This is a genomic window from Erythrobacter sp. SCSIO 43205 (assembly GCF_019904235.1).
GTDB lineage: Bacteria > Pseudomonadota > Alphaproteobacteria > Sphingomonadales > Sphingomonadaceae > Erythrobacter.
This window is the reverse complement of sequence record NZ_CP063202.1, coordinates 2,015,427-2,040,462: the sequence shown is the minus strand read 5'-3', so window position 1 is coordinate 2,040,462 and position 25,036 is coordinate 2,015,427. Positions and strand designations below refer to the sequence as shown.

At 57.2% G+C, this 25,036-nt stretch carries 28 protein-coding genes; 17 read left to right on the top strand and 11 right to left on the bottom strand.

Annotated elements, in window-relative coordinates; translation table 11 throughout:
* Positions 1–92: 92 nt before the first annotated feature.
* On the bottom strand, positions 93–1,382 hold the full coding sequence (eno, locus tag INR77_RS09650; RefSeq protein ID WP_223070861.1) for a phosphopyruvate hydratase: 1,290 nt from the start codon (positions 1,380–1,382) through the stop codon (positions 93–95).
* Positions 1,383–1,578: 196 nt separating this feature from the next.
* Between eno and INR77_RS09645 the strand changes: the two genes are divergently transcribed.
* From INR77_RS09645 to INR77_RS09620, 6 genes are all read left to right on the top strand, one after another.
* Positions 1,579–2,178 carry a hypothetical protein gene (locus INR77_RS09645; RefSeq protein WP_223070860.1) on the top strand — a complete coding sequence of 200 codons (600 nt, stop codon included), beginning with the start codon at positions 1,579–1,581 and terminating at the stop codon, positions 2,176–2,178.
* Between the two features lie 42 nt (positions 2,179–2,220).
* Positions 2,221–2,709: a phage holin family protein gene (locus INR77_RS09640; RefSeq protein WP_223070859.1), complete on the top strand. Its 489-nt coding sequence runs from the start codon at positions 2,221–2,223 to the stop codon at positions 2,707–2,709.
* Entirely contained in the window at positions 2,706–3,098 is a 393-nt protein-coding gene (locus tag INR77_RS09635) for a hypothetical protein (RefSeq protein WP_223070858.1), read from the top strand. The genes INR77_RS09640 and INR77_RS09635 overlap by 4 nt, the downstream gene beginning before the upstream one ends.
* On the top strand, positions 3,088–3,702 hold the full coding sequence (locus tag INR77_RS09630; protein WP_223070857.1) for a hypothetical protein: 615 nt from the start codon (positions 3,088–3,090) through the stop codon (positions 3,700–3,702). The genes INR77_RS09635 and INR77_RS09630 overlap by 11 nt, the downstream gene beginning before the upstream one ends.
* A gap of 131 nt (positions 3,703–3,833) precedes the next feature.
* Entirely contained in the window at positions 3,834–4,064 is a 231-nt protein-coding gene (locus INR77_RS09625) for a DUF4170 domain-containing protein (RefSeq protein ID WP_223070856.1), read from the top strand.
* Positions 4,065–4,071: 7 nt separating this feature from the next.
* Positions 4,072–4,545, top strand: a complete 474-nt coding sequence (locus INR77_RS09620) for a GNAT family N-acetyltransferase (RefSeq protein WP_223070855.1) — start codon at positions 4,072–4,074, stop codon at positions 4,543–4,545.
* A gap of 35 nt (positions 4,546–4,580) precedes the next feature.
* Here INR77_RS09620 and greA read toward each other — a convergent pair whose 3' ends face one another.
* The 5 genes from greA to carA all read right to left on the bottom strand — a co-directional run bounded on the left by greA (position 4,581) and on the right by carA (position 10,826).
* Positions 4,581–5,057 carry a transcription elongation factor GreA gene (greA, locus tag INR77_RS09615; RefSeq protein WP_223070854.1) on the bottom strand — a complete coding sequence of 159 codons (477 nt, stop codon included), beginning with the start codon at positions 5,055–5,057 and terminating at the stop codon, positions 4,581–4,583.
* Positions 5,058–5,175: 118 nt separating this feature from the next.
* The gene (gene carB, locus INR77_RS09610) at positions 5,176–8,499 is read right to left on the bottom strand and encodes a carbamoyl-phosphate synthase large subunit (RefSeq protein ID WP_223070853.1); all 3,324 of its coding nucleotides are present in this window, start codon (positions 8,497–8,499) and stop codon (positions 5,176–5,178) included.
* Positions 8,499–9,035, bottom strand: a complete 537-nt coding sequence (locus INR77_RS09605; RefSeq protein ID WP_223070852.1) for a hypothetical protein — start codon at positions 9,033–9,035, stop codon at positions 8,499–8,501. The genes carB and INR77_RS09605 overlap by 1 nt, the downstream gene beginning before the upstream one ends.
* A complete protein-coding gene (locus INR77_RS09600; RefSeq protein ID WP_255573719.1) occupies positions 9,032–9,640 on the bottom strand; it encodes a carbamoyl-phosphate synthase large subunit in 609 nt (202 codons plus the stop codon). The genes INR77_RS09605 and INR77_RS09600 overlap by 4 nt, the downstream gene beginning before the upstream one ends.
* Position 9,641: 1 nt before the next feature.
* Positions 9,642–10,826: a glutamine-hydrolyzing carbamoyl-phosphate synthase small subunit gene (gene carA / locus INR77_RS09595; RefSeq protein ID WP_223070851.1), complete on the bottom strand. Its 1,185-nt coding sequence runs from the start codon at positions 10,824–10,826 to the stop codon at positions 9,642–9,644.
* Positions 10,827–10,974: 148 nt separating this feature from the next.
* On the opposite strand from carA, the gene INR77_RS09590 reads away from it, so the two are divergent.
* From INR77_RS09590 to parA, 6 genes are all read left to right on the top strand, one after another.
* Complete coding sequence (locus tag INR77_RS09590) at positions 10,975–11,427, top strand: GatB/YqeY domain-containing protein (RefSeq protein ID WP_223070850.1); 453 nt, start codon at positions 10,975–10,977, stop codon at positions 11,425–11,427.
* A 90-nt stretch (positions 11,428–11,517) separates the two neighbouring features.
* Positions 11,518–11,859 carry a GIY-YIG nuclease family protein gene (locus INR77_RS09585; RefSeq protein WP_223070849.1) on the top strand — a complete coding sequence of 114 codons (342 nt, stop codon included), beginning with the start codon at positions 11,518–11,520 and terminating at the stop codon, positions 11,857–11,859.
* Positions 11,860–11,873: 14 nt separating this feature from the next.
* The gene (dnaG, locus tag INR77_RS09580; RefSeq protein WP_223070848.1) at positions 11,874–13,727 is read left to right on the top strand and encodes a DNA primase; all 1,854 of its coding nucleotides are present in this window, start codon (positions 11,874–11,876) and stop codon (positions 13,725–13,727) included.
* Between the two features lie 112 nt (positions 13,728–13,839).
* On the top strand, positions 13,840–15,858 hold the full coding sequence (rpoD, locus tag INR77_RS09575; RefSeq protein WP_223070847.1) for an RNA polymerase sigma factor RpoD: 2,019 nt from the start codon (positions 13,840–13,842) through the stop codon (positions 15,856–15,858).
* On the top strand, positions 15,858–16,460 hold the full coding sequence (locus INR77_RS09570) for a DUF2059 domain-containing protein (RefSeq protein WP_223070846.1): 603 nt from the start codon (positions 15,858–15,860) through the stop codon (positions 16,458–16,460). Before rpoD ends, INR77_RS09570 begins: the two co-directional genes overlap by 1 nt.
* Positions 16,461–16,492: 32 nt before the next feature.
* Positions 16,493–17,140, top strand: coding sequence for a ParA family partition ATPase (gene parA / locus INR77_RS09565; protein WP_255573718.1), 648 nt, complete (start codon positions 16,493–16,495; stop codon positions 17,138–17,140).
* 5 nt (positions 17,141–17,145) lie between these two features.
* Here parA and INR77_RS09560 read toward each other — a convergent pair whose 3' ends face one another.
* Entirely contained in the window at positions 17,146–17,793 is a 648-nt protein-coding gene (locus INR77_RS09560; RefSeq protein WP_223070845.1) for a hypothetical protein, read from the bottom strand.
* 192 nt (positions 17,794–17,985) lie between these two features.
* Here INR77_RS09560 and INR77_RS09555 point away from each other — a divergent pair, with 192 nt between their 5' ends.
* The 5 genes from INR77_RS09555 to rpsD all read left to right on the top strand — a co-directional run bounded on the left by INR77_RS09555 (position 17,986) and on the right by rpsD (position 21,792).
* Positions 17,986–18,465, top strand: a complete 480-nt coding sequence (locus tag INR77_RS09555) for an RpiB/LacA/LacB family sugar-phosphate isomerase (RefSeq protein WP_223070844.1) — start codon at positions 17,986–17,988, stop codon at positions 18,463–18,465.
* Positions 18,462–19,772, top strand: a complete 1,311-nt coding sequence (gene glyA, locus INR77_RS09550; RefSeq protein ID WP_305040805.1) for a serine hydroxymethyltransferase — start codon at positions 18,462–18,464, stop codon at positions 19,770–19,772. Before INR77_RS09555 ends, glyA begins: the two co-directional genes overlap by 4 nt.
* Positions 19,773–19,780: 8 nt before the next feature.
* A complete protein-coding gene (gene nrdR / locus INR77_RS09545; protein ID WP_223070843.1) occupies positions 19,781–20,257 on the top strand; it encodes a transcriptional regulator NrdR in 477 nt (158 codons plus the stop codon).
* A 4-nt stretch (positions 20,258–20,261) separates the two neighbouring features.
* On the top strand, positions 20,262–21,026 hold the full coding sequence (locus INR77_RS09540; protein ID WP_223070842.1) for an RNA methyltransferase: 765 nt from the start codon (positions 20,262–20,264) through the stop codon (positions 21,024–21,026).
* Positions 21,027–21,177: 151 nt separating this feature from the next.
* Entirely contained in the window at positions 21,178–21,792 is a 615-nt protein-coding gene (gene rpsD, locus INR77_RS09535) for a 30S ribosomal protein S4 (RefSeq protein ID WP_223070841.1), read from the top strand.
* A gap of 81 nt (positions 21,793–21,873) precedes the next feature.
* On the opposite strand, the gene INR77_RS09530 is transcribed toward rpsD, so the two are convergent.
* The 4 genes from INR77_RS09530 to INR77_RS09515 are packed head-to-tail and all read right to left on the bottom strand — an operon-like array spanning position 21,874 to position 25,032.
* Complete coding sequence (locus INR77_RS09530; protein WP_223070840.1) at positions 21,874–22,176, bottom strand: chorismate mutase; 303 nt, start codon at positions 22,174–22,176, stop codon at positions 21,874–21,876.
* Complete coding sequence (gene tgt, locus INR77_RS09525) at positions 22,176–23,321, bottom strand: tRNA guanosine(34) transglycosylase Tgt (protein WP_223070839.1); 1,146 nt, start codon at positions 23,319–23,321, stop codon at positions 22,176–22,178. Before tgt ends, INR77_RS09530 begins: the two co-directional genes overlap by 1 nt.
* Positions 23,318–24,088: an ABC transporter permease gene (locus INR77_RS09520; protein WP_223073500.1), complete on the bottom strand. Its 771-nt coding sequence runs from the start codon at positions 24,086–24,088 to the stop codon at positions 23,318–23,320. The genes tgt and INR77_RS09520 overlap by 4 nt, the downstream gene beginning before the upstream one ends.
* Complete coding sequence (locus tag INR77_RS09515; protein WP_223070838.1) at positions 24,088–25,032, bottom strand: ABC transporter ATP-binding protein; 945 nt, start codon at positions 25,030–25,032, stop codon at positions 24,088–24,090. The genes INR77_RS09520 and INR77_RS09515 overlap by 1 nt, the downstream gene beginning before the upstream one ends.
* Positions 25,033–25,036 lie beyond the last annotated feature (4 nt).

Here is a 25,036-nt window from a genome sequence, read left to right as displayed (position 1 = left end):
GAAGCGTCTTTGTGCACCCTCTGATAGGCCGCTTCCGGGCGAACCCGCTTTTTCAAACACCGATTGCGCAGGTTATACCGCGCTGTGCCTCGTCATGCTGACAGGGCACCAAAACATCCGCGCCCGGCATAGACCGCGCTGTCGCCCAGTTCCTCTTCAATGCGGATGAGCTGGTTGTATTTGGCAAGTCTGTCTGAGCGAGCAAGGCTCCCCGTTTTGATCTGCCCGCAATTGGTTGCGACCGCGAGATCGGCAATGGTTGCATCCTCGGTTTCGCCCGAACGATGGCTCATCACCGAGGTGTAGCGTGCGCGCGTTGCCATATCGACCGCAGCAAGCGTTTCGGTGAGAGTGCCAATCTGATTGACCTTTACCAAAAGCGAGTTGGCAAGGCCGTCTTTGATCCCCTGACCCAAACGCGCAGGGTTGGTCACAAAAAGATCATCGCCCACGAGCTGCACTCGGTCGCCGATTGCTTTGGTGACGGCCGCCCAGCCCTCAAAATCATCTTCGCTCATGCCATCCTCGATTGAGAGGATTGGATAGTCATCGCACAGCTTTGCAAGGTAATCGGCCATGCCGGCGCCGTCGAGGCTCAGCCCCTCGCCTGAAATTTCATATTTGCCATTGCGGTAAAACTCGGTCGCGGCGCAATCCAGGCCGAGCACAATGTCATCGCCCGGCGTGAAACCCGCCTGCTCGATCGAAGCCATAATGAAATCAAGCGCCGCGCGCGTGCTGGCAAGGTCAGGCGCAAAGCCGCCCTCATCACCAACGCTTGTGGCAAGGCCCTTGTCATGCAGGCCCTTCTTCAAAGTATGGAACACCTCAGAGCCCCAACGCACCGCCTCTGCAATGCTGTCAGCGCCCACGGGCATGATCATAAATTCCTGAATATCAATTGGGTTGTCAGCGTGTTCGCCGCCATTGATGATGTTCATCATGGGCACCGGAAGCACGTGCGCTGCAACCCCGCCTAGATAGGAATAAAGCGGCAGCCCGCGCGCATTGGCTGCGGCCTTTGCTACCGCGAGACTGGTCCCCAAAATGGCGTTTGCGCCAAGACGGCCTTTATTGTCAGTGCCATCAAGGGCGATAAGTGAGAGATCAATCTCGCGCTGATCTTCGGCATCAAATGCATCGATCAAAAGGTCGCGGATCTCAGTGTTGACCGCATCGACCGCTTTCAGCACCCCTTTGCCCATGTAGCGGGCCTTATCGCCATCGCGCAGCTCGACCGCTTCGTGCGCGCCAGTCGATGCACCCGACGGAACCGCTGCCCGGCCAAAACTGCCGTCGTCGAGCAGAACATCCACTTCAACCGTCGGATTGCCCCGGCTGTCGAGAATTTCGCGGCCATGAATGTCGATAATCGCTGTCATTATTGGAACTCCGGCGTGAGAAGATTATATATGTAGTAGACCCTAGCTTGGTTTTCGCGAGCTGGATGTCTGCATCGTTTGTTTCCCGCACCCCTTATGCGCGGGAAAAGATCGGTGCAAGTGACATAGATTTTCATTACAAAAAGTCGCGATTGCGTTATGCTGCATCGCGCAATTTCGAAGGCGAGGCATCAATATGGCAGAAGCAAAGACCACCAAGACAACCCGCAAACCTGCAACCAAGCGCACACCTGCGAAAAAGGCTGCTCCTAAGAAAACCGGCGCGACGGCGAATAAGGCTGAGGCTGAAACCGCTGCCACTGGCACGACTGAAGCGAAAAGTCGCTTCAATGCCGCATTGGAAGAGGCAAAAGCGGGCGCCGCTGCCCTGCGTGACGAAGCGAACACCCGTGCTGGTGCTTACCGTGAACAGGCGAAATCGCGTGGAGACGATATCATGGCAGATGCCAAGCAATATGGCGAAAAAGCCAAAACCCGTGCGAGCGAGCTTGCGGTAGAAGGCAAAGCGGCCGCATCAGACGCCATTGCCAACATCGGTAAGGCGGTTGGCGATACGGCTGGCCAGATCGATGAACGCTTTGGCGAACAATATGGCGATTACGCCCGTTCAGCCTCGCGGACGCTCGTGGAAACTTCTGCCAAACTCGAAGCAAAGAGCCTTGAGGAAATCGGCGAAGACACCCGTGAAGCCATCCGCAAGAGCCCGGCGGCCGCTGTTGGCATTGCCGCGGTTGTCGGCTTTCTGGTGGCGCGCCTTTTTCGCAGCGGCAAATAAACGTCGAATATTGAGCGTCAGGCGCTTTTGAAGGGGGACTGTATGGCGGAGGCCCATGAGCGGGTCGGCGATAAACTCGCTGATGCTACCGCTCCTGAACTCACCGATACCGACGCTGAGGTGACAGACGCTCACGAAGACGTGAGCGGACCTGCCCCTCAGGTCGACCCCTCTTTGATGGACGAGGTGAGCACGCTCATTGACGATGCGCGCACCTACGTTGAGGCGGAACTGGGCTTTCAGAAGACCAGAGCCGCTTTTGCAGGTCGCCTCATCGGCGTGGCAGCCGGCCTTGGCATTGTCGCGCTTATTTTGTTGCACATTGCCTTTTTGGCTCTTGCGGTTGGCCTGGTCATCGCCTTTGAGCCCGTAGTCGGGATCTGGGGCGCTATCGCCTTGGTTTTCGGCGGGCTTCTTATCCTCGTCGCGTTCCTAGGCTGGCGCGTATTCGCCAATGTAAAGCGGCTGGCCGGACTTTTCGGCTCCTCTGATCAGGAGGAAACAGCCCAACAGCAGGATGATGCGCCATGAGCAACCTCGAAGAGCGCCTTGTCGATTACCGCGCCCTTCGTGATGCGTCGAAGGCGGTCCTGTTTGAGGACATTGAATACGCCCGCACCGCTTTTTCAGCCAAGGGACTGACCAATCGTTACCTTGGCGGCGTGATCGAGGGCGGGAAAGACGTCTATGAGGTCGCAAAGGTTCACGCGGTCGATAACCGAGGGATCCTTGCCATTGTTCTTGGCGCGCTTGCCTTATGGTTTGGCCGGGAACCCTTGCTGGCCGCGATGGCTGAAGAGATAGATGCTGAAGAACCAGCTTCGGCGACCGATGGTTCAGATACCGGTCAGGACAGCGACGACATGGCGGCACCTGCGCCCACCGCTGACCAATCCTTTGGAGATAAAGATGACAATTGAAAATGCCCCGATAGCTGATCAGGAAAAACGCGATGCCCTTCGCCAGAAGATCGAAGCGAACGAGCGCCGCATTGCTGAGCGCACTCTTGGTGAACAGGCAAAAGAGGTGGTCGATGCAGCGGTCGATTACACCAAAGCCAATCCACTGACCGTGATCGCTGGCGCGGTGGCTGTTGGCATTACGATTGGCCTTATGACGAAGCCCGGACGCCGCATTGCGACCACGGCTGCGACATCGGCAGCAGGGGTGGCAACTCAGGCTGCATCCAAGGTCAGCGATGCAGCGGGCAGTGCTGCAAACGCTGCAAAAGGAACCGTGGCAAGTGCCGCCATTGATCGAAGCACAGCGGTTTGGGCGCTGATCGCGGACAAGATTGTCGACCACGCCATGGACCTGATTGATGAGGTACTGGGCGGTGCCACCGCTGGCAAAGACGCGCTTGAAGACATTGGTGACAGCGCAGCGGCAAAGGCTCGCACTGTCCGGCGCGAGGCCGAATATATCGCCGGGACCGCCGCTGATAAGAGCCGGACCGCCACGCAGCGGGGTAAAAGACGCGCGACACGCGCCGTTCGTGACCTGACGAACCGCGTCCGACACTAAACACCGTTCTACCTTAGACATTGGTATGCAGTGAGCTTGAATTGAGCTCACGGCTGTCCTAACGGGCGCAGCTATGTTGGGTGTCGGCAAGACTGGCACCTCCCATCCACTCCTCCCCAAGGATACGACCAATGGAAGAAGCAACCACAAACCAACGCCTGCACCTCGTTATGGGCGGGCGTGTCACCGACCCGCGCGGGCACGAATTTGCAGACCCGGAAAGCATTCACGTCGTCGGTGTCTTCAGCTCCTATGAAGCAGCAGAAGACGCATGGCGCGCGCAGGCTCAGCGTACGGTCGATGATGCTGAGATGAAGTATGTGATCGTTCACATCCACAAATTGCTAACGCCGGAGCAATAAAGTCGAGATGGGATACACGCTTCGCCCGTTTGAAGCGGGCGATGCCCCTGCCCTGTCCAGACTGACGCTCGAAGCCATCGTCACAACAGGCGCGAAAGCCTATTCGCAAGAACAGGTAAATGTATGGGCTGAGGGCCATCTTGATCCTCAGCGCTTTCTTGCTCGTGCAAAGGCAGGCGATCTCATCTATGTTATGGCCGATGCCACAAACGCGCCAGCGGCATATGCCTTGCTGGAGCCCGACGGCCATCTTGATATGCTTTATTGCGCGCCCGAGCACGCAGGTCGTGGTCTTGCCGGGCGGCTGCTATTTCACGCAGAGATGGCAGCCAGCGAACGGGGCATTCAAAGGCTCTACACCGAGGCGAGTGAACTTGCCCGAAGTGTGTTTGAGCGCGCTGGATACCAGCTTATCGCTCGCCGCGATTTCGGAATTCGCGGCGTGGCGATCCACAATTATTCTATGGAAAAGATGCTGTAATCTCCTGCGAAAGCAGGCACCGCACCCATTGAGATTTAGATAAACTCAATCTTTTCAATAAGGTAAAACTTGTCGCCCGATGGCACGGTCACCTCGATCTCATCATCGACCTGCTTGCCGATCAACGCGCGGGCAATCGGTGAAGAATAGGAAATACGACCTTTTCCTGCATCCGCTTCTGTCTCACCGACAATCTGGTATTTTACAGGTTTGTCGTCTTCATCAAGCAGCGTAACGGTCGCACCAAAGATCACTTTGTCACCAGACAATGTGCTCGGATCGATGATTTGTGCGCGGCTGATCTTGCCTTCGAGGTCGCCAATTTGCGCTTCGACCTGGCCTTGACGCTCTTTTGCGGCGTGATACTCGGCGTTTTCTGAAAGATCGCCGTGCGCGCGGGCTTCTTCGATTGCATCCACAATCCGGGGCCGCTCCTCGCGAAGCGCCTTAAGTTCAGCCGTCAGACGCTCGTAACCTTCTGCGAGCATCGGAACTTTATCCATCGTAGCCATTCTTCGTTTCTTTCAGTCGAGACGCGGCCCCACATCTAATTTGTGAAATTTCAGCCCTTGCCGCTCCGGTCAGAGCGACTTTCAAGAGCCAAAATGAAGGGGGATGCGTCGTAAGATTTCAGCTATAATAGTCTTGCAAGGCGCGAACTTCAAGCTGTGAGGGTTCAAGCGCCTTAATTGAGGCGGCGACAGCCAGAGAAGCGGCGGCCGTCGTATAGTAGGGAACCTTCTTTTCCAGAGCGCTTGCGCGGATGGATTTGGAATCAAGCAGCGACTGCCACCCTTCCGTCGTATTGAAAATAAGCGCGATGTCCCCGTCGATGATCCGGTCAACGATATGCGGTTGTCCCTCTGCGACCTTGTTTACCCGGTCCACGGCAAGTCCTTGTTCAGACAGATATTTCTGGGTGCCCGCTGTGGCGATAACCTGAAATCCGCTTTCGAGCAGGTCTTTGACAGCCTGAACGATCGTGGCCTTGTCTGAATTTTTAACCGAGACAAACGCAGTGCCCGATTGTGGCAAGCTCATCCCTGCACCCAATTGCGATTTGAAGAAGGCGGGCTCGAATGCGCAATCAATCCCCATGACTTCGCCGGTGGATTTCATTTCTGGTGAGAGGACCGGATCGGCACCCGGGAAACGGGCAAACGGGAACACCGCCTCTTTGATCGCCATGTAAGGAAGATCACGGCGGAAGGGTTCAAAACTGCTGAGCTTTTCGCCTGCCATGACGCGCGCGGCGATTTTGGCGACAGGTTGTCCGATAGCTTTCGCAACAAATGGCACCGTGCGGCTTGCGCGCGGGTTCACTTCGATGAGGTATACCTCGCCGTCCTTAACCGCGAATTGCACATTCATCAGACCGCGCACTTTAAGCGCGAAGGCGAGCGCTTCGGCCTGCCGCTCCATTTCCGCGATGATTTCGGGACTGAGCGAATAGGGCGGCAAGGTACACGCGCTGTCGCCAGAGTGGACGCCTGCCTCTTCAATATGCTGCATCACGCCCGCAATACGCACTTCATCACCGTCGCACAGCGCATCGACATCGCACTCAATCGCATCGCGCAGATATTGATCAACCAGCACCGGGCTGTCACCGGAAACGGTCACAGCGGTTTTGATGTAATCATCAAGCTGAGCCTCGGAATCGACAATCTCCATCGCGCGGCCGCCCAGCACAAAGCTTGGGCGCAGGAGCACGGGATAGCCAATGCGCGCCGCCGCCGCTGCCGCTTCGTCGCGGGTGAAGGCGATGCCATTGTCGGGTTGTTTGAGCTTTAACTGGTTGACCAGCTTGGCAAAACGCTCGCGATCCTCGGCGTGGTCAATGGCATCGGGTGAAGTGCCAAGGATAGGGATACCGGCATCTTCCAACGCTTGCGCAAGTTTCAACGGTGTCTGTCCACCGAACTGCACGATCACGCCGACGAGTTCGCCTGATTGCTGTTCCACGCGCAGGATTTCAAGCACGTCTTCGGCCGTCAGAGGTTCAAAATACAGGCGGTCGGAGGTGTCATAGTCGGTCGAAACCGTTTCCGGATTGCAGTTGACCATGATCGTCTCATAGCCCTGCTCTGCCAGCGCAAAACACGCGTGAACACAGCAATAGTCGAATTCGATCCCCTGCCCGATCCGGTTGGGTCCGCCACCGAGAATGACGATCTTCTTGCGGTCGGATGGGGCCGCCTCGCACTCAGGCTCTCCGAATGTCGGGGCCTCATAAGTCGAGTACATATAAGGCGTAATCGCCTCGAATTCGGCGGCGCAAGAGTCGATGCGCTTGAACACGGGGTTCACGCCAAGTTTCTGGCGAAGCTCGCGCACTTCCTCCTCGCTGGTCGCGCCTGCCATCGCTTGAAGCGCATCGTGGAGCAGACCTGAGCGCTTGGCTTGCGTTTCGGCAAGGCCGCCCTTCACACCCACAGAGCGCACCGCAAGTGTGGCGAGGCGTTTATCGGAAAAGCCCATCGATTTAAGCCGGCGAAGCGTTTCGGCATCGCGGGGCAAGCCGTCTGTTTGAACTTCTTTTTCTGCAGCAATGATCGCTTCGATCTGGCGCAGGAACCACGGGTCATAGCCCGTCACGTTCTGGATGTCCTCAAGAGAGAGTCCCTCGCGAAAGGCCTGTCCCACCTGCAGAAGCCGGTCGGGAGTGCGCTGCGAGAGCGCGGCGGTGATGACGTCTTTGTGTACGCCTTCAAGCGCCACCACGCGGTTGAACCCGTCTAGACCCGTTTCAAGCCCTCTTAGGGCCTTTTGTACGCTCTCTTGGAAGTTGCGACCGATGGCCATCACTTCGCCCACCGATTTCATCGCAGTGGCTAGAAGCGGCTCTGACCCTTTGAACTTTTCAAAGGCAAAGCGCGGGATTTTGGTCACGACGTAGTCAATTGTAGGCTCAAAGCTTGCAGGGGTCGCCCCGGTGATCTCATTGGTGATCTCATCCAATGTATAACCCACCGCCAGCTTTGCCGCGACCCGCGCGATGGGGAAGCCGGTGGCCTTTGAAGCAAGCGCAGACGAGCGCGACACGCGAGGGTTCATTTCGATCACGATGAGGCGCCCATCTTTGGGGTTCACCGCGAATTGGACGTTGGAGCCACCCGTCTCGACACCAATCTCGCGCAGCACTTCAATGCTGGCTGTGCGCATGATCTGATATTCTTTGTCCGTCAGCGTCAGAGCGGGCGCAACCGTGATGGAATCGCCGGTGTGCACGCCCATCGGATCGACGTTTTCAATCGAGCAGATGATGATGGCATTGTCGGCCTTGTCCCGAACAACCTCCATCTCATATTCTTTCCACCCCAGCAGAGATTCTTCGATCAGCACCTCGGTAGTTGGTGACGCATCAAGCCCCTCGCGCACAATCCGCTCAAATTCCTGCGTGTTGTAGGCAATCCCGCCGCCCGTGCCGCCAAGGGTGAAGCTGGGCCGGATGATGGACGGCAAACCAGTCCGTTTCAGCACCTCGCGCGCTTCTTCGATGGTGTTGGCGACGCCCGAGCGAGCGCTCTCAAGCCCGATTTTGTCCATCGCATCGCGGAAACGCTGACGATTCTCGGCCTTGTCGATGGCGTCGGCTTTCGCGCCGATCATTTCGACACCGTGTTCTTCGAGGACACCCATTTCTTCCAGTGCCAATGCACAGTTCAGCGCCGTTTGCCCGCCCATCGTGGGGAGAAGAGCGTCGGGCTTTTCCTTGGCGATGATCTTGGCGACGATTTCAGGCGTGATCGGCTCCACGTAAGTCGCGTCGGCAAACTCTGGATCGGTCATGATCGTTGCCGGGTTTGAGTTCACCAGAATGACCCGGTACCCGTCTTCTTTCAGAGCTTTAATCGCCTGCGTGCCCGAATAATCGAACTCACACGCCTGCCCGATAATGATGGGGCCTGCACCAATCACAAGGATCGAGGAAATGTCATTACGCTTTGGCATTATTCGCTTTCAATTGAGAGATCGGTGTCAGTTGGATCGGATGGATTTTCGGAAACCGCTGGGACCGGGGCAAAGTCGACAGCAATCATGCGCATATTGGCGCGTTGCCGCTCGCACCCTGTGGGAAGGACGTCAGCAAAGAACGTCGGTTCGCCACGCACGCGGTAGAGTGCCGGGTCATTGGCGAAGAAAAATGCGCCATTCTCATCGACTCTCATCGCCATAAAACGTTCAACCGCTGCGGAAGTCGCACTTGTCGCAGCTTTACCCCGTGCGCCCGCCGTTTCATCACTGCCGCGAACGATCAGTTCCTGAATATCGTCGAAGGCAACTTTGGTGATGTCATAGGTGTAGGTGGGCACCCATTCAGTCTCCGGTTCGCTGTCCACTTGCGCCAACTCAAGCCGCAAATCCTGCTGAAGCCGCGAAACGCAGGCGGCGACAGATTCAGAACCCATCCGAGGGTCTTCGGGGAAAAGGATGTGGCAGCCGGTCAAAGACACAAGAAAGATAGCAGCGGCGCTTATGCGGATCATCCTGCTTCTCCTGCACCGGGCTCAAAGGCGTAGGTAAATTTGGTGTAGCGATAGACGTAAGGCAGCACGTCAGGTTGCGATACACCTTTACCATGGATGAAAGTGCAATTGCGGCGAATGTCGATCAGGCGCTCTCCGTCCCGGACGAGGATATAGGTGAGGACGAACATCTGGGTGGGCCGATCCTCAGCGCGCAACCGCCGGCCCACAACATCTAGCTGTTGCACAGTGTCGGAATAGTCGCGCAGACGCTCTTGATCGAGAAAGCCTTGGGTCTTGCGAGCCTCCGCCACAGCATCATGCCGCGCATCGGCATCAAAGGCTTCGTCGGAATAATACCCGTCCGCCGCCACCACCCGGCAATCCATTCGTCCGGCGACAGGGCGCTTGGTGTCTTCTCTGAAGAGCACTGGCCGCCAGAATGAGAGTACCGGAAGCCCGCTTTCGCCTGCTTCGAGGGTGACAGAACCATCGCCTTGGAACGCAACACCAGAGACGATTTCCGCGCCGGGCCAATCGCCGAAAGGCGGCGGAGTCATCGCCGGGATTTGGGCGGCTATCGGTGAAGCGACAGCAGCGACAATGAAGACAAGATGGGCCCGCATCCTAGCCTTGCAGCCCCCCAACGAATTTCTCGAAGAGGTAAAAGCTATCCTGCGGCCCCGGCGAAGCCTCAGGGTGATATTGAACCCCAAACGCCCGCTTCCCCTTCACCGCAATCCCGCAGTTGGAGCCGTCGAAAAGGCTCACATGGGTCTGCTCCAGGCTATCGGGCAGAGTCTCCGCATCCACTGCAAAACCGTGGTTCATGCTGGTGATCTCAACAAGGCCAGTTGTCTCACCCCAGCTTTCACCGACACGCTGAACCGGGTGGTTAGCCCCTCTGTGCCCTTGGTGCATTTTGATCGTTTTTGCACCTGCTGCCAAAGCCAGCATTTGGTGGCCCAAACAAATGCCGAAAAGCGGCATATCGGCCTCAAGCAATTTCTGGATCACCGGCACTGCGTATTCGCCCGTCGCCGCCGGGTCGCCGGGGCCGTTGGATAGGAACACGCCATCGGGTTTAAGCGCCATGATCTCGTCATAGGTGGTCTTGGCAGGCACCACCGTCACCTTGGCCCCTGCGCGCACGAGATTGCGGAAGATGTTGTCTTTCGAACCATAGTCGATGGCGACCACGTGCGGGGTTGCGTCCCGGCTTGCCCGACCATAGCCGTGGCCCAAGCGCCAATAGCCGCCTTCCCAGTTTTCTTGATGCTCGCGGCTGACCCGAATGGCGAGGTCCATGCCCTCTAACCCCGCCCATTCCTGAGCGCGCTTGACCAAAGCAGGGATGTCGAATTTGCCATCGGGCGAATGCGCGATCACTGCATTTGGCGCACCGGACAAACGAATACGCCGTGTGAGGGCGCGGGTGTCGACGCCCGAAAGGCCAATCTTGTTATTCCGCTCCATCCATTCCTGAAACCGCTCAAGGCTGCGGAAATTGGATGGCTCGGTCACATCCTCGCGCACCACGCATCCCACTGCGCCTTCTACCGCGCTCTCCACATCCTCGGCATTCGCGCCAACGTTTCCAATATGGGGGAAGGTGAAGGTGACGATTTGCGCCGCGTAAGAGGGGTCAGTCATCACCTCTTGGTATCCGGTCATCGAAGTGTTGAAACACACCTCTCCCACCGCATCACCAGAAGCGCCAAAGCCCCTCCCCCAAATGACCGTTCCATCGGCCAGAACAAGGCAACCCGTCGCGTTTGAAGGTTGCGCAGGGGTAGAGGCGGAAAGGGCCATCGGGCGCTCCGTTAAAATGAGTTTTCCAGCAATGTCGCTAAGTCTCACCCGCTAAGCTTGCTTGGGGTCCACGTCAACCTATCTAAGCGGTCCTTTTTGGGCTAAGCGGCCCGCAAGACGAAACCATCCACAGAAAGAACCGAATTCGATGATCCGCGACGATATCAAAGATGCCACCATCACTGCGATGAAAGCCAAGGAGAAAGAGCGTACTGCCGCCCTTCGCCAGATCAGCGCCAAGATCAAGGATCGCGATATTGAAGAGCGCACGAGCGGCAAGGACATCCCCGACGACGAATTGGTGACCTCTGTGCTTCAGAAAATGGCCAAGCAACGCCGCGAATCGATTGAGATGTACGAACAAGGCGGCCGTCAGGAATTGGCGGACGCTGAAAAGGCTGAATTGGCCGTGATCGAAGAGTTCCTGCCGCAGATGATGAGCGAGGAAGAAACCAAAGCCGCGATTGAGGCGATCAAGGCGGAAACCGGCGCATCCTCGATGAAGGACATGGGCACAGTCATGGGCGCTCTTAAAGCCAAGCACGGCGCGGTGCTTGATGGGAAACTGGCGAGTAGCTTGGTGAAGGCGGCCCTATCTTAGGAACTCGTAACCGTTCGTGTCGAGCGAAGTCGAGACACGCCTGCTCCGACGCACCTTAACTTCTCTCAATGTGAACAGAAAGGTCATCAAATGGCATTCTGGTGCTACATACTGCGTTGCTCGGACGCGAAGTACTACACCGGACACACCGATGATCTGGAGAGAAGGATCGCGGAGCATCAAGCGGGAGGATATTGCGATTTCACATCGCGGCGCCTCCCGGCCGAACTCTTGTGGGCTCAGAATTTCCCAACGCGTCACGAAGCGCTCGAAACCGAACTGAAAGTCAAAAAGTGGTCGCGCGCCAAGAAGGAGGCGTTGGCGAATTCCGATTGGGCATCGCTTTCGCACTTCTCGAAACCGCCAACAGAACGATCCACAATCCGTCCACCATCTGTGTCTCGACTGCGCTCGACACGAACGGAGAGGTAGCGCAAAGTTCCGTTATGAGCATCACCCCGCAATGGAAGGACGAGCTGCGCGCGAGGATCACGCTATCAACCGTGATCAATCGCACGACCAAGCTCACCCGTGCGGGGCGCGAGTTCAAGGCTTGTTGTCCGTTCCACAATGAGGCGACGCCCAGCTTTTATGTGAACGACCAGAAGGGGTTCTACCACTGCTTTGGCTGCGGCGCGCACGGCGATGTCATCAGCTGGATGACCGAGCAGCGCGGGCTGTCCTTTATCGATGCGTGCAAGGAACTTGCCGCCGAAGCGGGGATGGAAGTCCCTGCCCCTGATCCTGTCGCCGCGAAAAAGGCGGAGAAGCGCGCCGAGCTGATCGATGTTACCACCGATGCTCAACAATGGTTTTTCGACAATCTGCGTTCACCCGATGGCCGCGAGGCGATGCAATATCTAACGGGTCGCGGGCTTAAACCGGAAACCCTCGCAGAATTCGGCTTTGGCTATGCACCTGAGAGCAAGCAGGCCCTGAACCGCGCTCTTGCCCGCTACGAAGACCAAATGTTGGTGGAAACCGGAATGAGGATCAGGACCGACGACGGCACGACCTATGACCGTTTTCGTGGCCGGGTCATGCTACCCATTCAGGATGCACGGGGCCGTGTAATCGCGTTTGGCGGGCGGATCATGGAAAGCCTCGCCAAAGGCTCTGGGGGCGTTGCGAAGTACCTCAACTCCCCCGACACGCCGCTCTTCGACAAGGGCCGCACGCTCTATAACCTCCACCGCGCTGCCCCCGCCTCGCGCCAGACGGGGCGCGTGATTGTGGTCGAGGGGTACATGGACGTGGTCGCGCTCGCTCAGGCTGGCTTCCACGATGCCGTCGCGCCATTGGGAACCGCGCTCACCGAGACGCAGCTTGAGATGCTTTGGCGGATGGTTGAGGTGCCTGTGCTGTGCTTTGACGGAGATAAAGCCGGCGAACGGGCCGCGATGCGGGCGATTGGACGCGCCCTCCCCTTGCTTGCTCCGATGCGCTCGCTTGCCATCGTTCGCTTACCGAGTGGGATGGACCCTGACGACCTCATCAAAGAGCAAGGTGCAGTGGCGATGGAGAAACTTCTTGCTGAGCCCAAGAGCCTGCTCGATGCGTTATGGGAAGGTGAGCGCGATGCGCAGCCACTCGGCACACCAGAGGCCAAGGCTGGATTGAAAGCCCGGCTGATGCAGCACGTCGATACCATCAAGGACCGCGACATTCAGGCGCTTTATCGCCGTGAACTCCTTGATCGTTTTTCAGCATTTGCCTTTCCAAGACGGGAAAACCGCCCGCCCGCAGGTGGTGCGAAATGGCAGGGGCGCGGGCCTCAACCGCGCGGGCTCTCGCAAGAAGCCAAAGACACCCTCGGTAAGGCCATGTCCGGCGGTCAACGTGCTTCGCTCTTGTCCGCAGTTATCGCCGGTTTCCTTCGATTTCCGGAAGAAATTTCCGCCCACTCAGAGGCGCTGTCGAGGCTCGCCCTCAACGACCCAAAAACCGCGCCTGCAATAGAATCGTTGATGGAGCTTGCAGAAACACTTGATTCGCGGGAGGCAAACGCCATATCGGAACTCCAAGGCATTCCTGCCCCACCGGAAAACCACAAGTTCGCCTTTCTCAAAGAAGGCACAGACCCAGGTGAAGCGCGCGAGGAATTGGCTGAAGCTGTATCGCTGCTGGCCCTCAAGCCAGCGCTCGAAGCTGCTATGGCGGCGACGATCGCACGGTTTGACGATGACCCCGAAGGGGCATTGGCAGAGCAGGTCAGGTTGCGAGAACGGCTCCACACAGTTGATGAACGCTTGAAAGCATTTGGTCGCAGGAAAGCCGGCGCATCAGCTGAACACAATTAATTCGGATATTTGCATCCGGATCGGGATTAACAGTTGGGTGATTGAACGGCCGATGTTCGGTAGAGGGACCGATGGCCGAACAGCCTCCCACCACACGGATTGAACAAGCTTTATGGCCACGAGTGCGAAAAGCGACAAAGAAGACGCTCCGCTGATCGATTTGAACGAAGCTTCTGTGAAGAAGCTGATGACCAAGGCAAAAAAGAAGGGTTACATCACCTATGATGAGCTCAACGCTGCGTTGCCTTCGGGTGAGATGAGCCCCGATCAGATCGAAGACATCCAGACTGCGCTTTCCGAAATGGGCGTCCAGATTGTCGAAAACGACGAAGAGGCTGAGGCTGAGGCTGAACAAGACGCCGAAGTCGAAGCGATGGAAGTCGACGACGACAAGAAGAAGCCTGCTGCTGCGGCCAAACCCGCTGCGAAGAAAACCGGCGCTGGCGAGCGCACTGATGACCCGGTGCGGATGTATTTGCGCGAAATGGGCGCGGTGGAGCTGCTCAGCCGTGAAGGTGAAATCGCGATTGCCAAGCGTATCGAAGCTGGCCGCGACATGATGATTATGGGCCTTTGTCAAAGCCCGATCACTTTCCACGCCATTATCCAGTGGTCCGAAGCGCTCAATTCCGAAGATATGCAGCTTCGTGAAATCCTCGACCTTGACGCGATGCTTTCCAAAGAGCCTCCGCCAGACAAGATGGAAGAGGAAAACGAGGAAGCCGAAAACGGCGGCGAGATTTCCGAAGAAACCGCAGGTCCGACCATCCGTGACGACGACGAAGTCGAAGATCACAAGGATGAGGATGAAGACGGCGAAGAAGGCGAAGGCTCCAAGAAGGATGATGAGGAAGAAGAGGACAACACTCTCAGCCTTGCCCAAATGGAAGCCGCGCTTAAGCCCGATGCAATCGAGCGCTTTGCCCGCATTACCAAGCTTTTCAAAACCTTTGAGAAACTTCAAATCGAGCGGGTGGACACTCTTGCCGCTGGCGACGTGTTTCCAAAGGCGAAAGAAAACAAATACGAGAAGCTTTCTGAAGAGCTCACCGCGGAAGTCGAAAGCGTGCAGTTCCATGCTGCTAAGATCGAATTCCTCGTCGACAATCTCTATGCCTTCAACCGCCGCCTGACTGCTCTTGGCGGCCAGATGCTCCGCCTTGCGGAGCGTCACAAGATCAAACGCATGGACTTCCTCAAATCCTATGTCGGTAATGAGCTCGACGATGCATGGATTAAAGAGCGCGCGGCTAAGGACAAAAAGTGGGCCGCTTTCCTTGAAAAGGAAGGCGATGCAGTCGACCGTATCCGCAGCGAAATCACCGATATTGCCGCGAATACAGGTATGTCACTGCCGGAATTCCGCCGCATCGTGAACATGGTGCAGAAAGGCGAGCGGGAGGCGCGTATTGCCAAGAAGGAAATGGTGGAAGCCAACCTTCGTCTGGTGATCTCTATCGCCAAGAAATACACCAACCGCGGCCTGCAATTCCTTGATCTTATTCAGGAAGGCAACATCGGCCTGATGAAGGCGGTTGATAAATTTGAATACCGTCGCGGCTATAAATTCTCGACCTACGCAACATGGTGGATTCGTCAGGCAATCACCCGCTCAATCGCGGACCAGGCCCGCACGATCCGTATTCCAGTGCACATGATCGAGACGATCAACAAGCTTGTGCGCACAAGCCGTCAGTTCCTCCACGAGGAAGGCCGCGAGCCGACGCCTGAAGAAATGGCAGCGCGCCTCTCCATGCCATTGGAGAAGGTTCGCAAGGTGATGAAAATCGCCAAAGAGCCGATCTCGCTCGAAACGCCCATCGGCGATGAAGAAGACTCGCACCTTGGCGATTTCATTGAGGACAAAAATGCGATCATCCCAGTCGATGCCGCTATTCAGGCAAACCTCAAGGAAACCGTCACCCGCGTGCTCGCCTCACTCACCCCGCGTGAAGAGCGCGTTCTGCGGATGCGCTTTGGCATCGGCATGAACACCGACCACACCCTCGAAGAGGTCGGCCAGCAGTTCTCCGTGACCCGTGAACGTATCCGTCAGATCGAGGCAAAGGCGCTCAGGAAACTCAAACACCCAAGCCGCAGCCGCAAGATGCGCTCGTTCCTGGATCAGTAATGCGAAAGCTTCTGGTTTCAGCGTTTGCAGCTTCGCTGGCTCTGGCCAGTTCCCACACTCCAGCGCTTGCACAAGAGGCAGGTGGAGACGCACTTGTTGCTGAACCAAGCGCTGCAAAGCTGGCACTGGCGCTCGAAATCATTGACCTCGGGTTTCCTGAGGAAACGCGCGAAGAGATATTTTTTGCATCCATGGACCAGATGATGGTCCAGACCCGCGAAGCCTCGCTCAAAGCCTATGGCCTTGATGATGAGGGCGCGATTGCGGTTTTGGATCAATGGCTTGCGGATTATATCCTTGAAAGCAAAGAGGTCTTGCGGTCGCATATACCCTCCCTCATGGCGGGAATGCAGCGCAGCTATGCGGCAATGTTCACTCTGCAAGAGTTGAGGGACATTCGCGCATTTGTGGCAACGCCGAGCGGACAGCGTTTTTTTGAGCTTTCCTCTGCCGTATTGGCTGAGCCGAATTTTGCTAACGCAAACCAAGCGTATATGGACGAGGTTCAGGCGCAAATGCCAGCGGCAATGCAGGATCTCATCGGTCGGCTGCAAAGCTTTTTAGAAGAGAAGCAACAAACCGAGGGCCAAGTCGCCAGCTAGGCTTGTCGCAATAGATTGACGGAGCATTGCAGGTGCCAAAGCCCGACATCACCACCATCGCCATCGTCAGCCAGAAGGGCGGCTCGGGTAAAACCACCCTTGCGGTCAACCTCGCAACCCGCGCAGCAGCGGCAAAGCATGAGAGTTGCGTAGTGGATACCGACCCACAGGCGACCGCTGCGGCGTGGTCCGATTGGCGCGGCGATTTCCTCCCCGTGGTTGTGACCGCTCCCCCCGCCCGTCTCGCGCGCACAATTGAAAGCGCGGAGAAGAACGGCGTCGACTTCGTGGTGATCGACACCCCTCCCCATGCTGATGCTGCCGCGCGTGAGGCGATCAAGGCGGCTGATCTGGTGCTCATACCGACCAAGCCGCGCGCCTTTGATTTGGCCGCGCTGGAGCCAATTGCGGACTTAGTCAATTACGCCAAAACGCCCGCCTTTGTGGTCCTCAACGGCGTTCCTTCAGGCGCAACCAAGCTTGCCGAGCACGCGCGCAAGGCAGCCAAAGAAATCGGGCTCAACGTTTGCCCGGTAGAACTGGGCGAGCGCGCAGACTTCCATCGCTCCAGTGCCAAAGGTGAAACCGCGAGCGAACTTGCCCCGGACGGCAAGGCCGCACAGGAGATCGACAGCTTGTGGAAGTGGCTCAATAAAACGCTGAAAAAGGCTGGGAAGTAAGCCCGTCAGTAACGCCGCTTCGCGTCGGTTTCAAAGCTTCGCGGAAACAGGCCATATTTCAGTTCAAAGCCCTCAGGCACCACTGGCTCAGGCCCGCGCGCCAGACCTTTGACTGCGCGCTCTGATCGGCCAAGCTCCTCTTGCGGGATTTGCGACCATTCAACCCTATTGCGCGATGTCAGCGCAAAATCGCCCGCATAAGTCACTTGGCCAGCGCGAATTTCAAAGCTTGGTGCCTCCTCGCCATAACCGCGCGACGGCCTGCCCAGCACCAGTTTGCCCAGCAGCAGGCCGCTGACATCGGACAGGCACCGCTCATCCTCAGCCGGTATTTTGGGGCAGTCCATCCCGTGCGCAATGAGGCGATAAGTTCCCGCCCTCAATTGATAGGCGCGCACTTTGTATTTGGTCGTCGAATTGGTGAAAGCGAGCTGGTTTTGCTTACGGGTTAAGCGGATAACGTCGCTTTCATTCGCCACATCGCCGCCTTCGCGAAGAAAGAACAGATCGAGTGGTTCGTCGAGATAGATCTCGCTGCGAATCGAGATGATGAGTGCGCCATTGCCCGCATCGAGAGCAGAAACACGCTTGAGCCGTTCAACCTCACTGCCCAAATGATCCGCGCCCTGCGCGCTTAAGCCAGAAAAAGTCAAAGCGAAGCTGGCCCATAGGAAAAACACAAAACGCATTGATAAACACTCAGTCTGTTGAGGATTTGCACATATGCAAGAATGGCTCATGTGGCCCCGCCTCGCAAGGGCGCGCTTATTTCATCCTGCAGAAACGTAGAAAAGCCGCTTTATCGGGGTGGTTTCATGTAGCCTAGCGCTCTAAAGAGCGTCCCTATGAGACTAGCCATCGCATCCGATCACGCCGCCACCGACATGAAAGCCGAACTGGCTGAATGGTTGATGGAAGAAGGCCACGAAGTTGCCGACCTTGGACCAGAGCCCGGGGAAAGCGTTGATTATCCCGACTACGGGTACAAGCTCGCCGATGTGGTCGCCGATGGCACCGCTCAATATGGCATCGCTCTGTGCGGTTCGGGTATCGGTATCTCGATCAGCGTCAATCGCCACCCCGGCGTTCGCTGCGCATTGGTGTCAGAGCCATTGTCCGCGGCGCTCGCACGCGAACACAATAACGCCAACTGCATTGCCTTGGGTGCACGCCTTATCGGCATTGAAATGGCGAAAAGCTGCATCGCAACCTTCCTAAACACCGTATTTGCCGATGAGGGCGATCCAAATGGTCGCCACCATCGCCGCGTTGCCAAGCTTGGCAATCCCCCTATCGACCCCGACCACATTGAGACGCACCAATGAGCACCAACCCATCTTCAGTTACCGATCAGATGAACGGCTTTTGGCACGATGATTTGGCCACAGCGGATCCCGAAATCGCTGAAGCTATCGGCAAAGAGCTTGCGCGCCAACAAGACAAGATCGAACTGATCGCCTCTGAAAATATCGCATCAAAAGCGGTGCTTGAGGCGACGGGAAGCGTATTCACCAACAAATACGCAGAAGGCTATCCGGGCAAGCGCTATTACGGCGGCTGCGATTATGCGGACGTGGTCGAAACGCTGGCAATCGAGCGCGCCAAGCAGCTGTTTGGATGCAACTTTGCCAATGTTCAGCCCAATTCGGGTAGTCAGATGAACCAAGCGGTGTTCCTGGGACTTTTGCAGCCGGGCGACACATTTATGGGCCTCGACCTCAACTCAGGTGGTCACCTGACTCACGGTTCACCCGTCAATATGAGCGGCAAGTGGTTCAACCCGGTCAGCTACGGCGTGACCGAGGGTGACGAGCGGATCGACATGGAAGCGGTGGCGGCAACCGCGCATGAGCACAAGCCAAAGCTTATCATCTGCGGCGGCACGGCCTACTCACGGATTTGGGATTTTGAGGCATTCCGCAAGATCGCTGACGAAGTGGGTGCAATTCTCCTTTGCGATATGAGCCATATCTCCGGCCTCGTTGCTGGCGGCGCGCATCCATCGCCCTTCCCGCATTGCGATATTGTCACCTCGACGACGCATAAATCCCTGCGCGGCCCGCGTTCAGGCATCATTCTTTGGAACGATGAGAAATTCACCAAGCCATTGAATATGGCGGTATTCCCCGGCCTCCAAGGTGGCCCGTTGATGCACGTTGTCGCGGCCAAGGCGGTGGCGTTTAAGGAAGCCCTCGCTCCGGAATTCAAGACCTACGCCCACCGCATTGTCGAAAACGCGCGAGCACTGGCTGCAAGCCTTGAAGAAAACGGGCTTCGCATTGTGTCTGGCGGCACGGATAATCACTCAATGCTGGTCGATCTGACGGCAAAAGACGTGACCGGGAAAGCGGCGGAAGCTGGCCTCGACCGCGCATGGCTCACCTGCAACAAGAACGGCATTCCGTTCGACACACGCTCGCCCTTCGTTACCTCCGGCATTCGCCTTGGCACACCTGCTGGCACCACGCGCGGCTTTGGTCCGGTGGAATTCCGCCAGGTGGGCCAGTTGATTGCTGAAGTCGTCGATGGCCTGTCCAAGAACGGCCCCGAAGGCGATGCGCAGGTCGAAGAAAGCGTACGCAACCGCGTTTCCAAGCTGTGCGCTGACTTCCCGGTTTATCCCGAAGGCTAAGGCATCCCATGCGCTGCCCTTTTTGCGCTCACGAAGATACGCAAGTCAAAGACAGCCGCCCGACCGAGGATAACACTTCGATCAGGCGGCGGCGTCAGTGCAATTCCTGTGGTGCGCGGTTCACGACTTTTGAGCGCGTGCAGCTGCGCGAAGTTGTGATTGTCAAAACGGGTGCTGACAGCTCTGATCCGAGGCGCGAACCCTTTGATCGCTCCAAGCTTGAGAAGTCCGTCTCGCTCGCCTGTCGCAAACGCGATGTGAGCCAAGAGCGCATCGACCAACTCGTCTCTGGAATTCAACGCCAAGTTGAAACCGCAGGCGACGCCGAAGTCCCTTCCTCGCGCATTGGCGAGATGGTGATGGACGGGCTCAAGCAATTGGATTCGGTTGCCTATATCCGCTTCGCAAGCGTTTACCGCGACTTCTCAGAGGCCAAGGACTTTGAGGAATTTGCCAGCACCGTTGCCGACGCTGCTAAAGACTAACCCCGTGTCCAATAAACCAATCATTGTTCTGGTGCGCCCGCAGCTGGGCGAGAATATCGGCAAGGCGGCGCGCGCAATGCTCAACTTTGGGCTTACAGAAATGCGCATTGTCAATCCGCGTGATGGCTGGCCAAACCCCAGCGCGGGGCCTGCGGCTGCTGGGGCTGACATCGTGCTTGATCAAGCGAAGATTTATGAGACGACCGCTGAGGCGGTCGCCGATTGCGAGCACGTTTACGCGACCACTGTGCGCAAACGCGGGGTGACAAAGCCTGTTGTTGGTCCCGATGGTGCCGCGCGGTTGATGCATTCAAACGAAGGTCGCCACGCGGTGCTGTTCGGGCGCGAAGCTTCCGGGCTTGAGACAGAAGACGTTGCCCTTGCCCGCCATATTCTAACCGTACCGATCAATCCGGAATTCGGTTCGCTGAACTTGGCGCAGGCCGTCATTCTGACTGCATATGAATGGTCGCGCATTGGCCGCGAGGCTGAGGAAAGCGAGCTGGTCCAACCCACCGCAGAGGAAGAGGCGCTTCCCCCCGCCCCGCAGGAGGAATTGGAAGGGCTCATCGCGCACCTTGAGAAAATGCTCGCGCCAAAGGGGTATTTCTTCCCCGAAGCGCGCGCCGAAGCCACCCGTCGAACCCTTCGCGGCGTGCTGACCAAGCCAGGCTGGAATCACCTCGAAGTGCGCACTTTGCGCGGGGTGCTGTCCTCGCTTGGGCGGCCTGATAAAGACACCGCTAAAGATGGGCCGGATAAGGGTTGATTTTGCGGTGCAGCGCTGTATACGCGCGCTCACGCAAATTTGGCTCCGCACCCCGGTGAAGCGGAAGCCGCGTTGAACGCAGGTTTCAACGGTGCGCTGCCGGGTTCAATGCCTGCCTATTGGGCGGGCCAGCAAAATGTAAGGAAAGACAATGACTAAGCGCACAAGCGCCAAGCATAAACTCGACCGTCGGATGGGCGAAAACATCTGGGGTCGTCCAAACTCTCCAGTAAACAAGCGTTCTTATGGCCCCGGCCAACACGGTCAGCGTCGTAAGAGCAAGATGAGCGACTTCGGTCTTCAGCTGCGCGCCAAACAGAAGCTCAAAGGCTACTATGGCGACGTGACCGAGAAGCAGTTCCGCTCAACCTACAAAGACGCAACCCGCATGAAGGGTGACACCGGTCAGAACCTTATCGGTCTGCTCGAGCGTCGTTTGGACATGATCGTGTATCGTGCGAAATTCGCTCCAACGATCTTTGCAGCGCGTCAGATCGTCAACCACGGTCACATCCTCGTGAACGGCGTGAAGTGTAACATCCCATCGCGTCGCTGCGACGTTGGCGATGTTATCAGCCTCAACACGAAGGCTAAGGAAATGGCTCTCGTGATCGAAGCCCAAAGCCTGCCAGAGCGTGAAATCCCTGACTATGTCGTTCCAGAAGGCAACGACAAGGTTCAGTTCACCCGCGTGCCAAAGCTCGACGAAGTGCCTTACCCGGTGACGATGGAACCAAACCTCGTGGTCGAGTTCTACTCGCGCTAATCTACGCGCCGAGCACGAAATACAAAAGGGCGGCCTTTCGGGGCCGCCCTTTTTGTTTGTGAGGTTTAGGCCGGAGTCGGTCTAGCCGCGCGTCTGGTCCCATTCGTCGAATTCGTAGGCGATCGAGCCTTCGACCAATTGCTCCCAAAGATCAGCGATAAGGTCGCTCGGAATGCCGCGCGCCTCTGCTTCTGCCTTGGCCGCCGCAATCACGCTTGCCTTGCGCTCTTCATCGCGCACTGCCTCACGGTTTGGCTTAATACGAGCCGCTGCCCGCATATATCCAAAGCGCCGTTCAAGCAGAGCGACCAGCTCGCGATCGGTCGCATCAACGCCTTCGCGCACCTCGACCATCGTCTGGCAATCCTCGGGGAGTTTGGGCATCAATTCTTACTTTCCAAGCTTTTTTGGCCAAGGTAGTTGCGGCGAAAATCGGCCGCAAACTCAGCAAATCGCCCCGCCCCAATGGCATCGCGCATCCTCTGCATCAAGGCCTGAAAAAAGGCGAGATTGTGCTCGGTCACGAGCATTGCGCCGAGGATCTCGTGGCTCTTGTGCAGATGGTGGAGATAGGCTTTCGAATAATCGCGCGAGGCAGAGCAATCGGAGGTTTCATCCAAGGGCGATAGGTCCTCAGCGAATTTGGCGTTGCGGATGTTTATGGGGCCGTTCCAGGTAAAGGCTTGACCGTTGCGCCCTGACCTTGTGGGAAGGACACAGTCGAACATATCGATCCCGCGCTCAACTGCACCGACAAGGTCGTCGGGCTTGCCCACTCCCATAAGATAGCGCGGTTTGTCCTTGGGGAGTTGCTCTGGTGCGTAGTCGAGCACGCCGAACATCGCCTCCTGCCCCTCGCCCACGGCAAGACCTCCCACAGCATAGCCATCAAAGCCGATGTCGATAAGTTTATCGGCGCTGATTTTGCGCAGGCCTTCGTCCAAAGCGCCTTGCTGGATGCCAAACAGCGCCGAGCGCGCGGCGTGTTCCTCACCGCTGTCAAAGCCATCGCGGCTGCGCTTGGCCCAGCGCATGGACAGTTCCATCGAGGACGCGATCTCATCGCGCGGGCGATCAGCGCGCGGGCATTCGTCAAAACACATAACTATGTCAGAGCCCAGAAGCCGCTGAATCTCCATCGAGCGTTCAGGCGTGAGCATATGCTTCGAGCCATCGATATGGCTGCGAAATTCAACGCCTTTTTCGGTCAGTTTGCGCAGGTCAGAAAGGCTCATCACTTGATAACCGCCGCTATCGGTCAGGATCGGGCGATCCCACTTCATAAAATTATGAAGCCCGCCAAGGCGTGCCATACGCTCTGCCCCGGGACGCAGCATCAAGTGATATGTGTTGCCAAGGATAATGTCAGCGCCGATCTCTCGCACGCTTTCAGGCTTCATCGCCTTGACCGTCGCAGCGGTGCCCACAGGCATGAACGCAGGCGTGCGGATTTCGCCGCGCTGCATGGTGATCTTGCCCGTTCGCGCGCGACTATCGGTGGCGTGAAGTTCAAATGCGAAGCGGGTCACTCTCGAAGCCTCCAACCGGTTTTGAAGATAAAGGCGATCACAGCAACGCACAGCGCAAGGAAGCCAAGCGTCATGCCAAGCGACACCCAAATCGAGACATCCGACGTGCCGTAGAATGTCCAACGAAGCCCACTCACCAGAAACGCGATGGGGTTGGCATAGGCGATGGTTGACCAAACACCGGGAAGGTCATCAATCGAATAGAACGTGCCCCCAAGGAAGGTCAGCGGGGTAAGGAACAGCAGCGGAATAATTCCAAGCTTTTCAAAGCTATCCGCCCAGATCCCCAGGATGAACCCGAAGAGCGAGAAGCTGGCCGCGACTAGCATGATATAGCCCACAGCAGCCAATGGATGCGCGATTTCATAGTCCACAAAGAAAGTCGCTGTTCCAAGGATGATTGCGGCGAGTATGAGGCCCTTGGTCGCCGCTGCCCCGACAAAGCCGATGAGCGTCTCGGCCACCCCGACGGGTGCGGACAACAGTTCGTAAATTGTGCCAGTGAAGCGCGGCATATAGATGCCGAAAGAAGAATTGCTGGTCGTCTCACCCAGCAAAGTCAGCATCAACAGCCCCGGGATGATGAATGCGCCATAGGCAACGCCATCCACTGGCTCCATGCGCCCGCCGATCACGGTGCCGAAGACTACGAAATAGAGCGACGTTGTGAGTACAGGCGAGAGGATCGACTGAAACGCTGTGCGCAGCGCACGCATCAATTCTCGCGTGTAAATCGACCAGGTACCGCGTGCATTAAAGCCCTGCATCATGCGCTCTCACCTTGAGTTTCGGCGACAAGGCCAACGAATATGTCTTCAAGTGAGCTGTCGTGGATGTCGATGCTAGTGTAATCGACGCCCGCCGCGATCAGCGATTTCGTCAGCGCAGCGACTTCTGCGTTGCCGTCACCTTCGCCACCCCCGCGAAAAATCAGCGACGTACCGCCCTCGCCTAACGTCAGGGCAAATTGGTCGAGCCCCTCTGGGACCGCAGCCAAAGGCTTTGCGAGAGTGAAGACCGCCTCGGTGGAGCCCATGTGTTGCATGATCGAGGCTTTATCATCGACCATGAGGATCTGGCCCTTGCGGATGATCCCGACCCGGTCCGCCATAAGTTCGGCTTCTTCGATGTAGTGGGTGGTGAGGATGATGGTCGTGCCGCGCTCTCGAAGCGCGCCGATTTGCTCCCACATCCCTTTGCGAAGCTCCACATCGACGCCCGCAGTGGGTTCATCAAGGAAGAGAAGATCGGGTTCGTGAGCCAGCGCCTTCGCAATCAGAACCCGGCGTTTCATGCCGCCGGAAAGCTCGCGGATTTGCGCGTCCTTTTTCTCCCACAGGCTCAAGGAACGCAAGATTTCCTCAATCCGCGCTTTATCAGGAGCAAGGCCAAACAGGCCGCGTGAATAGGAAACCGCGCGCCAGACCGTCTCGAACATATCGGTCGAAAGCTCTTGCGGAACGAGGCCGATACGCGCCCTCGCCGCTCGCCAATCGGTTGCGAGATCATGGCCAAAGGCAGTGATTTTTCCAGAGCTTGGCCGCACCAGACCACACACTGAGCCGATGAGCGTCGTCTTGCCCGCACCATTGGGGCCGAGCAGTGCGAAAATCTCTCCCTTGCGAATGTCGAGATCAACATTGTCGAGCGCCTTTGTACCGCCGGCGTAGACTTTCGAGAGGCCTTTGATTGAGAGAATTGGTTGGGACATTGCG